The organism is Priestia sp. YIM B13489, assembly GCF_042787645.1.
GTDB lineage: Bacteria > Bacillota > Bacilli > Bacillales > Bacillaceae_H > Priestia > Priestia megaterium.
The window spans coordinates 2,221,694-2,235,710 of the sequence record NZ_JBHZOQ010000053.1 but is presented as its reverse complement, the minus strand read 5'-3'; the positions used below and the strand labels follow the sequence as shown (position 1 = coordinate 2,235,710).

The following is a 14,017-nucleotide window of genomic DNA, read 5'->3' as shown; positions in this document are numbered from 1 at the left end:
GAGTTTTAAAATGCCAGCAATTCTTGACATTTATGCACGCGAAGTATTAGATTCTCGCGGTAACCCAACAGTTGAAGTTGAAGTATATACTGAATCAGGCGCTTTCGGACGCGCTTTAGTACCAAGTGGTGCTTCTACTGGTGAATACGAAGCAGTAGAATTACGCGATGGTGACAAATCTCGCTACCTAGGTAAAGGTGTATTAAAAGCAGTAGAAAACGTAAACGAAATTATCGCTCCTGAATTAGTAGGTATGGACGTAACTGATCAAATCGGTATCGACCGACTTATGATCGAGTTAGACGGTACTGAAAACAAAGGTAAATTAGGTGCCAATGCTATTCTTGGTGTATCTATGGCAGTAGCTCACGCAGCAGCTGATTTCGTAGGTCTTCCATTATACCGTTACCTTGGTGGATTCAACGCTAAGCAATTACCAACTCCAATGATGAACATCATCAACGGTGGTTCTCATGCTGATAACAACGTTGACTTCCAAGAATTCATGATCTTACCTGTAGGAGCTCCTACATTCAAAGAAGCAATCCGTATGGGTGCTGAAGTATTCCACGCGTTAAAATCTGTTTTATCTGCTAAAGGCTTAAACACAGCTGTAGGTGACGAAGGTGGTTTCGCTCCTAACTTAGGTTCTAACCGTGAAGCATTAGAAGTAATCGTAGAAGCAATCACAAAAGCTGGTTACGAAGCTGGTAAAGACATCCAATTAGGTATGGACGTAGCTTCTTCTGAGTTCTTCAACAAAGAAACTGGTAAATATGATTTAGCAGGCGAAGGCCGTACAGGCGTAACTTCTGCTGAAATGGTAGATTTCTACGAGCAGTTAGTTAACGAATTCCCAATCGTTTCAATCGAAGACGGTTTAGACGAAAATGACTGGGATGGTCACAAGCTATTAACTGAGCGCATTGGCGGAAAAGTACAGCTTGTTGGTGACGATCTATTCGTAACAAACACGAAAAAACTTGCTCAAGGTATCGAACAAGGCGTAGGTAACTCTATCCTTATCAAAGTTAACCAAATCGGTACATTAACTGAAACGTTCGAAGCTATCGAAATGGCTAAACGTGCTGGTTACACAGCAGTAGTTTCTCACCGTTCTGGTGAAACTGAAGATGCAACAATCGCTGATATCGCTGTTGCAACAAACGCTGGTCAAATCAAAACTGGTTCTATGAGCCGTACAGATCGTATTGCGAAATACAACCAATTACTACGCATCGAAGACGAGCTAGGTGTTCTAGCTGTATACGATGGCGCTAAATCTTTCTACAACTTAAAAAAATAAGTTGAAAGTATAAAAAACGGATGACGATTGTCATCCGTTTTTTTACGTTAAAATCCGTTGTATTTCACTGCCATTACTTGTACGAGAGGGTTTTTTATGATAAATTAACGTTAGCGTAGTGCGCGTACTTTATCCCCGGTAATGCCAATCAGAAGGGATGAAGAAACCCCGCTGATTGACTATTACTTGGTGTAGGAGGTGTGTCTTAGTGCATACATTGCTGATTACTTTGCTAGTGATTGTTTCAATTGCTTTGATTGTTGTGGTCGTTTTACAATCAAGTAAAACTACTGGATTATCTGGAGCTATTTCCGGTGGAGCTGAAACGTTATTTGGGAAACAAAAAGCACGTGGAATTGACTTAGTTTTACACCGTTTGACAGTAGTGTTATCTATCTTATTCTTTGTGTTAACACTTGCTGTATCTTATTTCAAACTTTAATATGTTACTGGATAGACTGCCACCTAATGCATATGTACTTGGTGTATACCAACTTATGTATTAGGTGGTTTTTTAATGGGCGTGTTGAATACTTTAATTTCATTTTTAAGTAATGATATAATATAGCTTTAGAAAAAAGTACTAAATATAGTATAAAAGCGTAAAAGTTGATGGCTACATCTCTTTTTATGTGATGACCGTCACATAAATACATGTTTTTTTCTATTAGGACTGCAGATATTATAACTAAAAGGAGTTAAATGATATATGAAAATTGCACAACCAAAGCCATTTACATTTGAAGGCGGCGAAAAAGCTGTTTTATTACTTCATGGTTTTACCGGAAATTCTGCTGATGTTCGTATGTTAGGTCGTTTTTTAGAAAAAAAAGGATACACATGCCACGCACCTCATTACAAAGGACATGGCGTAGCGCCTGAAGAACTTGTTCATACTGGTCCAAAAGATTGGTGGAAAGATGTCATGGACGGCTATGAGTTTTTGAAAAGCAAAGGGCATGAAAGTATTGCCGCTGTAGGTCTTTCACTAGGTGGCGTATTTTCACTGAAATTAGGTTACACTGTACCTATAAAGGGTATTGTGCCTATGTGCGCCCCTATGTATATAAAGAGTGAAGAAGTCATGTATGAAGGTGTTTTAGCGTATGCACGCGAATATAAAAAGCGTGAAGGTAAATCGTCTGAACAGATTGAACAAGAAATGGAAGAGTTCAAGCAAACACCAATGAACACATTAAAGTCTTTACAGGAATTAATCGCTGAAGTGCGAAATTCAGTTGATATGATTTATGCACCGACATTTGTTGTACAAGGTCGTCATGATCATATGATTAATACAGACAGCGCCAATATTATTTATAATAGCGTCGAGTCTCCTACAAAAGATATAAAATGGTACGAAGAATCTGGTCATACCATTACCTTTGATAAAGAGCGTGATCAGCTTCACGAGGATGTATATGCATTTTTGGAATCACTTGATTGGTGATAGAGATAATACGAATAAAGAAAAAGGAGGGACATGATGTGAAAGAAGAAAATCAGCCCTATATAAATGAAATATTGGATTTTATGAAAAGGGATAATTACAAACCTTTGACTGTCCAAGAGCTTGCAAAAGAATTTAATACTGAGGATGCAGAGTCATTCAAAGAGTTTGTGAAGGCACTTGTTATTATGGAAGAGAAGGGTTTAATTATCCGAGCAAGAAACGATCGCTACGGGCTGCCGGAACAAATGAATTTTGTCAAAGGGAAAGTAAGCGGACATGCAAAAGGGTTTGCGTTCGTAGTTCCTGAAGAAAAAGGTGCGGGTGATGTATTTATTCCCCCTACTGAAACAAACAATGCTATGCACGGAGATATTGTGCTTGCAAGAGTGTCATCAGAATCATCAGGTGCTCGTCGTGAAGGAACCATTGTAAAAATCTTAGAACGAGGTACCCAGCAAATTGTAGGTACGTATACGCAAAGCAAAAATTTTGGCTTTGTGATTGCGGATGACAAAAAAATTGCAGGTGATATTTTTATTCCCAAAGCAGCAAGAAACGGTGCGGTTGAAGGCCATAAAGTAGTAGTAGAACTGACAACCTATCCGGAAGGCCGCATGAATGCAGAAGGAAAAGTTGTTCAAATTCTTGGACATAAAAACGATCCGGGGATCGATATCATTTCTGTTATCCATAAGCACGGTCTTCCTCAAGAATTTCCTGCTGATGCTTTAACACAAGCAATTGATACACCTGAAACGATTGACGAAAAAGATATTGGCAACCGCCGCGATCTTCGTGATCAAGTTATTGTAACCATTGACGGAGCAGATGCAAAAGATTTGGATGACGCCGTAACGGTTACAGAGCTTGAAAATGGAAACTACAAATTAGGCGTCCATATTGCAGATGTAAGTCACTACGTTAAAGAAGGTTCTCCGATTGATGTAGAAGCAGCAGAGCGCGGAACAAGCGTCTATTTAGTAGACCGAGTTATTCCGATGATTCCTCACCGTTTATCTAATGGAATTTGCTCATTAAATCCAAAAGTTAACCGTTTTACGCTTTCTTGTGAGATGGAAATCGATCCACAGGGTGAAGTAGTGAAACATGAGATTTTTGAAAGTGTCATCAAAACGACAGAACGAATGACGTATTCAGACGTTAACAAAATCTTAGTGGATAAAGATGAAGAAGTGTTAGAACGCTACGAGCCAATCGTTCCGATGTTTGAGCGTATGGAAAATCTGGCAGCTATTCTTCGTAAAAAGAGAATGGATCGCGGGGCCATTGATTTTGATTTCAAAGAAGCAAAAGTATTAGTAGATGATGATGGCCATCCTCACGATGTTATTTTGCGTGAACGTTCGGTTGCTGAAAAGCTAATCGAAGAATTTATGCTAGCGGCGAATGAAACAGTAGCAGAACATTTTCACTGGATGAACGTACCGTTCATTTATCGTATTCATGAAGATCCAGATGCAGAGAAGCTTACTCGTTTCTTAGAGTTCATTACAAACTTTGGTTACACGGTGAAAGGAACAGGAAACGATATTCATCCGCGTGCGCTACAGGATATTTTAGAAGAAGTAAAAGGCACGCCTGAAGAGATGGTTATTTCAACTGTTATGCTTCGTTCGATGAAACAAGCGAAATATGAAGCAGAAAGTTTAGGCCACTTTGGTTTATCAGCTGAGTTCTATACGCATTTTACGTCTCCAATCCGTCGTTATCCGGATTTAATCGTTCATCGTCTCATTCGCACGTATTTAATTGAAGGAAAAACAGATCAGCAAACGCAAGAAAAATGGCGCGAGCTTCTGCCTGATGTTGCTGAGCATTCTTCTAATATGGAACGTCGTTCAGTTGACGCTGAGCGGGAAACGGACGATATGAAAAAAGCTGAGTTTATGGCTGATAAGGTTGGGGAAGTATTTAATGGTATTATTAGCTCTGTTACTAACTTTGGAATGTTCGTGGAGCTAGAAAATACGATTGAAGGTTTAGTTCACGTCAGTGACTTAACAGATGACTATTATCGTTACGACGAACGTCACTATGCGATGATTGGAGAAAAAACGGGCAATGTCTTCCGAATTGGAGACGAAATTGAAGTGAAAGTCGCCGATGTGAATAAAGACGAGCGTTCGGTTGACTTTATTATTGTAGGAATGAAAGAAAGTCGCAAACGCTTATCTAAAGACCGTCCTAAAGTGATTAAAGCAAAACAAAAGTCACGCAAAGATGATAAAGGAAAAGGTCGCGAGGGCAGCCGAAGCAAAAATGAAGAGTGGTCTACTCAAAAGCCAAAGAAGAAAAAGAAAAAGAGATTCTTCGAGGGTGCCCCAAATGTTAAGCGCAAAAAGAAAAAGCGTAAATAATCGAAATCGACAGCAGTGAAGCAGAAGGGTATTCCTTCTGCTTCAAAACAGCTCCATTAAACGTTTTAGTTGTTGTTTAGATTTCCATACAGTAAAATGATACATAATATCATACATATACGTAAGTACGGCTGAAGGGAAGGAACGTTTTATGCCAAAAGGTGAAGGGAAATTAATTGCACAAAACAAAAAAGCCCGCCACGACTTTTTTATTGAAGAAACATATGAGACGGGTATTGTTCTACAAGGAACGGAAATTAAATCAATTCGTAATGGGCGTGTAAATTTAAAGGACTCTTTTGCTCGTGTGCAAAACGGAGAAGTATTTCTACACAATATGCACGTTAGTCCTTACGAACAAGGAAATCGATACAATCATGAGCCGTTGCGTACACGAAAGCTATTGCTGCATAAGCGTGAAATCAGCAAGCTAATTGGCTATTCAAAAGAAACGGGTTATTCATTAGTTCCTTTAAAAGTGTATTTAAAAAATGGATACGCAAAGGTTTTACTAGGGCTTGGTAAGGGTAAAAAGAAATATGACAAGCGTGAAGACTTAAAGCAAAAAGAAGCGAAGCGCGATATCGAACGAGCATTTCGTGATCGTCAAAAGATGTAACATTACAAAATCTTACAATTGCAAAATGCTCATTTTGTGATATAATAAGTATTGTTATCAGTTAGATTTCATTTTGCACACTGAAGTCGCTATCTGATGTAAGATTTTTTCTTACACATTCCGACTCCCTTTTATATGGGGACGTTACGGATTCGACAGGGGTAGTTCGAGCTTAGGTTGCGAGTCGAGGAGATGGCCTCGTTAAAACATCAACGCCAATAATAACTGGCAAATCTAACAATAACTTCGCTTTAGCTGCATAATAGTAGCTTAGCGGTTCCTCCCTCCATCGCCCATGTGGTAGGGTAAGGGACTCACTTTAAGTGGGCTACGCCGGAGTTCGCCGTCTGAGGACGAAGGAAGAGAATAATCAGACTAGCGACTGGGACGCCTGTTGGTAGGCAGAACAGCTCGCGAATGATCAATATGCCAACTACACTCGTAGACGCTTAAGTGGCGATATTTCTGGACGTGGGTTCGACTCCCACCGTCTCCACCAATACATATTGTATGGTGGCTTACCTTACCTATAACAGGAGTTAATCAAATGTATGCTCTTCATTTGATTAGCTCCTTTTTAATTTATAATTTATGTAAAATTGAAAAAAGCAGGAAAGAAATAAAAGGATGCCTGTTACACAAAGAGGCATCCTTTTATTTTTGTTTAAGCTGAACAAAAAGCAGCATAAGAAAGGAAAGAAAGACGATTGAAATAACCCATAGCCAAGCGAGATTCATGTTTCCAGAGTCAATCGCTACGTAGATAGCGGTAGGCACAGTTTGAGTTTCACCTGGAATATTGCCGGCAAACATCAAAGTGGCTCCAAACTCTCCGAGTGCTCTTGCCAGACTTAGCACTCCTCCTGTTACGATGGCTTTAGAAGCTAAAGGGATAGAAATAAAGAAAAAGACTTTCCATTCGCTTGCACCATCTACTCGAGCTGCGTCTTCAATTTCGTAATCAACGCCTTGAAAGCCTGTTTTGGCAGATTGATACATAAGCGGAAACGCAACGACAACGGAGGCAATAACAGCTGCCCACCATGTGAAAATAACGGGTTGTTGAAAGACCCATTCAATTGCCCGGCCGAGCAGGCTGTGTTTCCCGAATATGACAATCAATAAAAATCCAACAACGGACGGAGGGAGCACCAACGGGAGCATTAACGCCGTTTCAATCATCACTTTTCCCTTAAAGTGTTTCCTGGATAACAGTTTTCCTATAACAGTGCCTAAAATAATAACGACAAATCCTGCTACTAATGCAATTTTAAGCGATAGCTGAAGAGGAGATAAAAATTCTTGAATCATAGCGGCCTCAATTTGCAGTGAAACCGTATTTCTTTAAAGTGTCAAGAGCCGTCTTACTTTGTAAAAATTGATAAAAAGCTTTTGCTTCTTGTGGATGTTTCGAATCCTTAATAACGCCTACAGGATATACAATTGGTTTGTGAGTGCTATTATCTGCAGTAGCGACAATCTTCACCTTTTTTGAAATCAAGGCATCGGTTTTATAAACCACCCCAGCTTCAACGTTTCCTGTCTCTACATAGGAAAGCACCTGGCGTACGTCTTTCGCATAGACGGTTTTTGGCTCAATGTTTTTCCAGAGATTCATGTGTTCAAAAGTCTCCTTCGCATACTGTCCGGCAGGAACGGATTCTGGTATTCCAAGTGCAATTTTTTGAACAGTCGGCTTTGATAGATCTTCAAAATTTGTGATAGCAGACGTATTATTCTTTGGCACGATAAGCACAAGGTCATTGCCAACCAAGTCAGCACCATTCTCTTTGGAGATAGCTCCTGCTTTTACTAGTGCATCAAACTTGTCTTCCGCTGCTGAAAAAAATAAATCAACAGGTGCGCCGTTTGTAACTTGCTGTTGCAGCGAGCCTGAAGCTCCAAAATTAAATTTCAAGTCTATATTTGGATGCTTTTTTTCATATTGCTTTTGAATATCAGTGAGCGCATCTTTTAAGCTGGCCGCAGCGGATATCGTTAAGCTGATGTTTTTGTGCTGAGCTGCGGATTGATCGGTATTTGTTTCGTTCGAACAAGCAGCAGTAAACATAATTAAAAATAATAGTGCGAATAAGGGTTTAAAGTATTGTTGCATCGTGTCACCTCAGTTAGTTGTAGTAAAGCAATTTAGTATAACTATATCACGTTCATTTTAAATTTGACTTCCTAAAAAGAAAACAGCGACTTGAAAGGGGGAAAACTTTCAAGTCGCTGCTTCATTTATTCTTCCAACGCTTTGCCCATTCCTTTTAAAAAGTGAAGCCCAAATCCAATTGCACGATTGACATCTGGATCGTTTAGCGCTTTTATAAGAGCTAATGCACTTACTTTTTTTCCGGTTTTTACATATTCATTCGCTTCGTTCATACCAGCTGTTGCGCTATTTACAAGTTTAGCAGTTACCTCTGGATCTGCCTTCATCAAACCGCTGCTTGCACCCATAAGAGTATTAATTAAATTGGTTACCGGTTCTCTGGAAATTTGATGAAGCGCAATTTTTGAGATTTTTTCTTTCGCTTGAATCATTGAATCAGCAGCTTCAAGAACACCCATGTCGTTAAGTTCGCCAACAATACCGAGAATACGGTTCAATGCTTCTTCATTATCTGCCAGCAGAGAAGTTAAATCTTCTAATTTTTGTTGTTTTTCTTCTTCCTCGCTTAGAAGAGGTTTCTTAATTTCTGTAATAGGTTGTGCCATCTTTTCTCCTCCTATTTACTTGTTAAATGGACGTAGCCAGGACGGTTCCATTTACGCTGAACCTCGACCCCATTTTGAGGATGACGTTTTTTGTTACGCGGATTTGTAGACGGTAAAGGCGTTTCTCCACCTTTACTTAATACTTCCATCCGTACTTTTGTTTGTTTGTAAGCCGGCGTATTTGTTCGTTGGTCGACTGCAGGTCCGGTCAAGAAGTTAATAGCCGAATCTTTATGAACAGAGTGCATTGGAAGATACAGCTCATTTGCTTTTACTCGCTCTGTAATTAATGCCTGTACTTTTACTGCTCCAAACGGTGAGATTAATCTGACAAGCGAACCTTCTTCAATTTCACGCTCCTTGGCAAGCTGAGGTGAAATTTCTACAAATACTTCCGGTACTTTTGATTGGATGCCGCTCGATTTATTGGTCATATTCCCTTCATGAAAATGTTCTAACATTCTTCCATTATTAATGTGTAGATCATATTCTTCTGGGAATTCGGCAGGAAGTACCCAATGTGATAAAGCAAAGCGCGCTTTTTTATCTGGGAAATTAAACCCATCGACGTAAAGTAACGGCGTGCTTTTTCCCTCTAAGCTCCCCCATAAGAAGCTATTCCAGCCTTCAAGATTTTCGTAGCTGGCTTGGCTGAATAAAGGTGATAGACTAGCCATTTCTGCAAAGATATCACCAGGATGTGTATACGTCCAGTTCGCACCTAAGCGGTTGGCAATCTCTTGAACAATCCACCAATCCGGCTTTGAATCACCGAGCGTTGGTAATGCTTGATACAATCTTTGGACACGTCGCTCCGTATTGGTAAATGTTCCGTCTTTTTCAAGAGAAGGAACAGCAGGAAGTACAACATCAGCATATTGAGCCGTTCTCGAAAGGAAAATGTCTTGGACGACAAAAAAATCTAAATTTGATAATATTTCGTGTACATGGTTAGCATTTGAATCAACAAGAGCCATATCTTCTCCGACAAGGTACATGGCCTTCATTTTTCCTTCATCAATTGAATGCAGCATTTGAATATTATCAAGCCCTGGCTTATCTTTAATTTTTACACCGTATGCTTTTTCAAATTTCGCTCGGGCGACTGAGTCTGTGACGTGCTGATAGCCTGGAAGCCAAGCAGGAAGAGTTCCCATATCACATGCTCCTTGGACGTTATTGTGGCCTCGGAGCGGATAAGCGCCCGCTTCAGGGCGTCGATAGTTTCCAGTAGCAAGCAACAGGTTTGAGATAGCCGCTGATGTATCAGAGCCTCCCGTATTTTGCGTTACGCCCATGCCCCACAGCACACAGGTTCCATCGGCGTCTCGAATCATTTCAGCTATTTGAATGAGCGTTGCTGCTGGAATACCCGTAATTTGTTCAGCATATTCAAGCGTGTACTTTTCAAGCAAAGAGTGAAAGTCTTCAAAATAGTTGACGTTTTCTTGGATGAATTTTTCATTGTGCCATCCTTGGTCAATCATGTATTTTGTTACAGCCATTAGCCATACTTGGTCCGTACCTTGTTTTGGACTGATGAAAATGTCAGAGCGTTCAGCCATTTCGTTTTTGCGCAAATCTGCGACGATTAGTTTTTGGTCATGAAGCTTGTGCGCGCGTTTGATGCGAGTTGCTAATACAGGATGACCTTCAGCAGGGTTAGCTCCAACGATGATAACCAGTCCAGCTTTTGCGATGTCTTTTATCGTGCCGGCATCGCCTCCCATTCCCACTGTTCGAAATAATCCATCAGTTGCAGGAGACTGACAGTAGCGAGAGCAGTTGTCTACGTCATTTGTTTCAAACATTTGGCGAGCCAGCTTTTGAATAACATAGTTTTCTTCGTTTGTAATCTTAGAAGAAGAAATAAAACCAACTGATCCATGTCCATACTGCTGATTAATAGAGCTTAACCTGCTTGCTACTAAGTCGAGGGCTTCTTCCCATGACGACTCTACAAATGCACCATTTTTTCGGATTAAAGGCTTAGTAATACGTTTTTCAGAGTTTACAAAATCCCAGCCGAATTTTCCTTTTACACAGGTTGAAATGGCATTTGCGGGAGCATCAGAGCTAGGCTGAACTTTAAGGATTTCACGGCCTTTTGTCCATACTTCAAATGAACATCCAACTCCGCAAAATGTACAGACAGTTTTTGTTTTTTTTGTGCGTGTTTCGCGCATAGCGGCTTCCACTTCTGAAACAGCAAAAATTCCGCTGTATCCAGGTTCTACTTCTTTAACTAAATCAATCATTGGATTTAAAACGTCTTTTGGAAGCCCAGTCATAAATCCAGCTTCTCCAAGCATGGATTTTTCCATCAAGGCATTACAAGGGCATACGGTTACACATTGACCGCAGCTCACACAAGAAGATTCATTGATTGCTACACCGTCATCCCAGAGAACGCGGGGGCGTTTCGCTTCCCAGTCGATAGAGAGTGTTTCATTAACTTGAAGATTTTGACAAACCTCTACGCATTGGCCACAAGCGATGCATTGATTAGGGTCATAACGGTAGAACGGATGAGACATATCGACTTCATTCTCTGAGGCCTTTGGCGTATAGGGGTATTTTTGATGTTCAATCTCCATCATTTCGGCTGTGTTATGTAATTTACAGTTTCCGTTGTTATTGTCGCAAACGGTGCAGTATAGCAAATGATTTTCTAATAAACGATCCATTGCTTCCGTCTGTGCCGCTTTTGCGGGTGCTGATTGTAATTCAATCTTCATGCCGTTTTCAGCTTTTGTAGAACAAGAACGAACTAACTCGCCATTCATTTCAACGATACATGTGTCACAAGTTTGAATAGGATCCACTTCAGGAACATAACAAATCTGAGGGTGCTCAATGCTTTGCTGATTAATAATTTCGAGTATGGTAGAGCCTGAAGCTGCCTTGTATTCGTTACCATTTATATGAACAGTGATGATTTCACGACTCATTTGTTTTCCTCCTTTATATAAAAACAAAAAACCACCATGAATACACACGCCTAATTAAATAAGGGAAGTGCAATCATGGTGGAATAGTTTACTAGCAGGTCTTACTAATATGCCAATCCGGCCCATTTATATCGTTAAGAAAAAGTGATAGAGTAATAACAATTCATTATTATTATTCCATCTCGGTTATTTATAATTATATCGCTACGTTTTTAAATGCACAACTTTTTTAAATACCCAACTCTCTTCAAAAGTTTTGCTGCAAAGATTTTGGGCTTTTATTTTTTGAAGTGTTGATTTATGATAAAAAAACTGTAGGAATAAAATGCACAATTTAATTTTAATCGGTGGGAGAGCGTTGATTATGTCAAAAACTATTCATGAATTTAATGATATTATTCGGAAGCTTCGAAAAGATTTATTTGGAAAAGGACCGGAAAGAATACATACGGTTTTTGTTGAAAATATGGCTGTCTCAACACTGTATGGAAATTTAACTCCGACAGAAACATTTATTGCAAGCACTGCTGAAGGATGTGACATGGTTCATCTAGCTCGAACAAAAATGATCCAAGATGTATATGCATCGAATCCGCCGGAAGGGTTAGAAGAATTGGTAGGAGCAAAGTTGGTTAATTTATTTTCAGATATGAAAATAAAAGAAAATATAGCGGTTTCCGTATTCGTTTTTGATAAAAACATTATTTAAAAAAGGAGACATCACATGAACTCGACCGTTAAGAAGCGTACAGTTCTTAGATTTAAAAATGGTCAAATGGAAAGCGTGGAAGATAAAATTGTAACGGAGTTTCCTGTGACTGTGAAAATTAATGAAGAAGAGTTTGTCACGATGGTATGTAGCCCACAATACATTGAAGATATGGTAATTGGCTATTTAGCATCTGAAGGGGTTATCCGAGCATACACAGACATTAAAAACATATGGGTTCAAGAAAAAGAAGGGTATGTTCATGTTACAATAGATAAATTAAACCCGTATTTTCAAAACCTTCAAAATAAACGATATATCACGTCTTGCTGCGGGGCGAGCAGACAAGGGTTTGTCTTTATAAATGATGCACTGACTGCTAAAAAAATGAACGATATATCGGTAGAACTTTCAATTAAGGATTGTTTTCAATTGATGAATAAGCTGCAGCAATCTGCTGCTACGTTTCAAGAAACGGGTGGCGTTCATAACGCTGCTATTTGTGATAAAAATGGCTTTATGCTTAGCAGAATGGACATTGGTAGGCATAATGCTCTAGATAAACTATACGGGTATTGCTTAAAACACCATATTTCAATTAGAGATAAAGTAGTCGTTTTCAGCGGCCGTATTTCTTCAGAAATTTTGTTGAAAGTAGCGAAGATCGGGTGTGAAGTGGTTCTTTCAAAATCCGCCCCGACTGAACTTGCTTTAAATCTAGCAGAAGAATTGGGAATTACAACGGTAGGGTTTATTCGAAATGATTCGTTGAATATTTATACATGCCCGGAAAGAATTTTAAGAGAGAGTTAATCTGCTGTGGAGAAGCTGACAGCTAGAGAGAGGAGAGATGAGGCAGATGTCATACGCTATAGTTGATACTTTAAAGCGTCCTTTACGAGACTTGCGTTTGTCAGTAACAGATCGCTGTAACTTTCGCTGTCGATATTGTATGCCTGAAGAAATTTTTGGGGCAGACTATCCATTTTTACCTGCCGAAAACATTCTTTCGTTTGATGAATTAGAGAGACTCACTAGATTATTCGCATCGCTAGGAGTAAAAAAAGTGCGTATAACGGGAGGAGAGCCGCTGCTAAGAAAAGGCTTGCCAGATCTAATCAATCGTCTGAAGCAAATTGAGGGTATAGATGATATTGCCATAACAACAAACGGCTCACTGTTAAAGAAGCATGCAGAAGCCTTATCAAAAGCGGGATTATCAAGAGTAACCGTTAGCTTAGACTCGCTTGATGAAGTGAGATTTCAAGAGTTGAATGGAAACCGAGGAAGCGTAAAACGAGTATTAGAAGGAATAGAAGCAGCAGCTCTTGCGGGGATTTCAGTCAAAATAAACATGGTTGTCCAAAAAGGCAAGAATGAGCAGGATATTCTTCCGATGGCCCACTATTTTAAAGACAAAAAACATACGCTGCGTTTTATTGAATATATGGATGTTGGAAATTCAAACGGATGGAAAATGGATGAGGTTATAACAAAGAAACAAATTCTTGATATAGTTGGACAAGAAATGCCTCTTGAAGAAATTACACCTCATTATACGGGAGAAGTAGCCACCAGGTATCGATACGTCGGGACAGAAGAGGAAATTGGTATCATTTCATCTGTCACAGATTCATTCTGTTCCACTTGTTCACGCGCAAGAGTATCGGCTGAAGGAAAGCTCTATACCTGTTTGTTCGCATCAAAAGGATATGACCTCCGCACACTGATACGGTCAGAAGCCTCTGATCATACTGTTTGTGACACCATTTCTGATATCTGGAATCATCGGAAAGATCGTTACTCAGACGAACGAGCTAATGGAAGACAGGTCCAAGGCGCTGAAAAAGTGGAAATGTCTCATATTGGTGGATAATTCA

12 protein-coding genes and 1 other RNA gene are annotated in these 14,017 nt (G+C 39.7%); 9 read left to right on the top strand and 4 right to left on the bottom strand.

Annotated features, from left to right (window positions below; translation table 11 throughout):
* The first annotated feature begins 10 nt into the window (after positions 1-10).
* The 6 genes from eno (at position 11) to ssrA (ending at position 6,255) form a co-directional block, all read left to right on the top strand.
* Positions 11-1,306, top strand: a complete 1,296-nt coding sequence (gene eno / locus ACFX4W_RS17235) for a phosphopyruvate hydratase (protein WP_013059698.1) — start codon at positions 11-13, stop codon at positions 1,304-1,306.
* Positions 1,307-1,514: 208 nt separating this feature from the next.
* Positions 1,515-1,748, top strand: coding sequence for a preprotein translocase subunit SecG (gene secG / locus ACFX4W_RS17230; RefSeq protein WP_013059697.1), 234 nt, complete (start codon positions 1,515-1,517; stop codon positions 1,746-1,748).
* Positions 1,749-2,015: 267 nt separating this feature from the next.
* On the top strand, positions 2,016-2,756 hold the full coding sequence (locus tag ACFX4W_RS17225) for an alpha/beta hydrolase (protein WP_013059696.1): 741 nt from the start codon (positions 2,016-2,018) through the stop codon (positions 2,754-2,756).
* A 38-nt stretch (positions 2,757-2,794) separates the two neighbouring features.
* Positions 2,795-5,137, top strand: coding sequence for a ribonuclease R (gene rnr / locus ACFX4W_RS17220; RefSeq protein WP_377559830.1), 2,343 nt, complete (start codon positions 2,795-2,797; stop codon positions 5,135-5,137).
* A gap of 151 nt (positions 5,138-5,288) precedes the next feature.
* Positions 5,289-5,756: an SsrA-binding protein SmpB gene (gene smpB, locus ACFX4W_RS17215; RefSeq protein ID WP_034648422.1), complete on the top strand. Its 468-nt coding sequence runs from the start codon at positions 5,289-5,291 to the stop codon at positions 5,754-5,756.
* 137 nt (positions 5,757-5,893) lie between these two features.
* Positions 5,894-6,255: a transfer-messenger RNA gene (gene ssrA, locus ACFX4W_RS17210) on the top strand.
* A 155-nt stretch (positions 6,256-6,410) separates the two neighbouring features.
* On the opposite strand, the gene modB is transcribed toward ssrA, so the two are convergent.
* The 4 genes from modB to fdhF form a co-directional block, all read right to left on the bottom strand.
* Positions 6,411-7,067: a molybdate ABC transporter permease subunit gene (gene modB, locus ACFX4W_RS17205; RefSeq protein WP_013059693.1), complete on the bottom strand. Its 657-nt coding sequence runs from the start codon at positions 7,065-7,067 to the stop codon at positions 6,411-6,413.
* Between the two features lie 7 nt (positions 7,068-7,074).
* On the bottom strand, positions 7,075-7,872 hold the full coding sequence (gene modA / locus ACFX4W_RS17200) for a molybdate ABC transporter substrate-binding protein (protein ID WP_034648423.1): 798 nt from the start codon (positions 7,870-7,872) through the stop codon (positions 7,075-7,077).
* A gap of 125 nt (positions 7,873-7,997) precedes the next feature.
* Entirely contained in the window at positions 7,998-8,477 is a 480-nt protein-coding gene (locus ACFX4W_RS17195; protein WP_013085382.1) for a helical membrane plugin domain-containing protein, read from the bottom strand.
* A gap of 11 nt (positions 8,478-8,488) precedes the next feature.
* Positions 8,489-11,428 carry a formate dehydrogenase subunit alpha gene (gene fdhF, locus ACFX4W_RS17190; protein WP_162215080.1) on the bottom strand — a complete coding sequence of 980 codons (2,940 nt, stop codon included), beginning with the start codon at positions 11,426-11,428 and terminating at the stop codon, positions 8,489-8,491.
* A gap of 364 nt (positions 11,429-11,792) precedes the next feature.
* Here fdhF and ACFX4W_RS17185 point away from each other — a divergent pair, with 364 nt between their 5' ends.
* From ACFX4W_RS17185 to moaA, 3 genes are all read left to right on the top strand, one after another.
* A complete protein-coding gene (locus ACFX4W_RS17185; protein WP_013085380.1) occupies positions 11,793-12,137 on the top strand; it encodes a Na-translocating system protein MpsC family protein in 345 nt (114 codons plus the stop codon).
* 66 nt (positions 12,138-12,203) lie between these two features.
* Positions 12,204-12,950 (top strand): formate dehydrogenase accessory sulfurtransferase FdhD, encoded by a 747-nt coding sequence (fdhD, locus tag ACFX4W_RS17180; RefSeq protein ID WP_370506938.1) that lies wholly within the window; start codon positions 12,204-12,206, stop codon positions 12,948-12,950.
* 46 nt (positions 12,951-12,996) lie between these two features.
* Positions 12,997-14,013 (top strand): GTP 3',8-cyclase MoaA, encoded by a 1,017-nt coding sequence (moaA, locus tag ACFX4W_RS17175; protein WP_013085378.1) that lies wholly within the window; start codon positions 12,997-12,999, stop codon positions 14,011-14,013.
* The last annotated feature ends 4 nt before the right edge of the window (positions 14,014-14,017 follow it).

Excerpts from the sequence above, each read along its gene's own strand:
- fdhD (WP_370506938.1), top strand. The coding sequence starts at position 12,204 with ATGGAAAGCGTGGAAGATAAAATTGTAACGGAGTTTCCTGTGACTGTG.
- ACFX4W_RS17225 (WP_013059696.1), top strand. The coding sequence starts at position 2,016 with ATGAAAATTGCACAACCAAAGCCATTTACATTTGAAGGCGGCGAAAAA.
- modB (WP_013059693.1), bottom strand. The coding sequence starts at position 7,067 with ATGATTCAAGAATTTTTATCTCCTCTTCAGCTATCGCTTAAAATTGCA.
- smpB (WP_034648422.1), top strand. The coding sequence starts at position 5,289 with ATGCCAAAAGGTGAAGGGAAATTAATTGCACAAAACAAAAAAGCCCGC.
- modA (WP_034648423.1), bottom strand. The coding sequence starts at position 7,872 with ATGCAACAATACTTTAAACCCTTATTCGCACTATTATTTTTAATTATG.
- moaA (WP_013085378.1), top strand. The coding sequence starts at position 12,997 with ATGTCATACGCTATAGTTGATACTTTAAAGCGTCCTTTACGAGACTTG.
- ACFX4W_RS17185 (WP_013085380.1), top strand. The coding sequence starts at position 11,793 with ATGTCAAAAACTATTCATGAATTTAATGATATTATTCGGAAGCTTCGA.
- fdhF (WP_162215080.1), bottom strand. The coding sequence starts at position 11,428 with ATGAGTCGTGAAATCATCACTGTTCATATAAATGGTAACGAATACAAG.
- eno (WP_013059698.1), top strand. The coding sequence starts at position 11 with ATGCCAGCAATTCTTGACATTTATGCACGCGAAGTATTAGATTCTCGC.
- ACFX4W_RS17195 (WP_013085382.1), bottom strand. The coding sequence starts at position 8,477 with ATGGCACAACCTATTACAGAAATTAAGAAACCTCTTCTAAGCGAGGAA.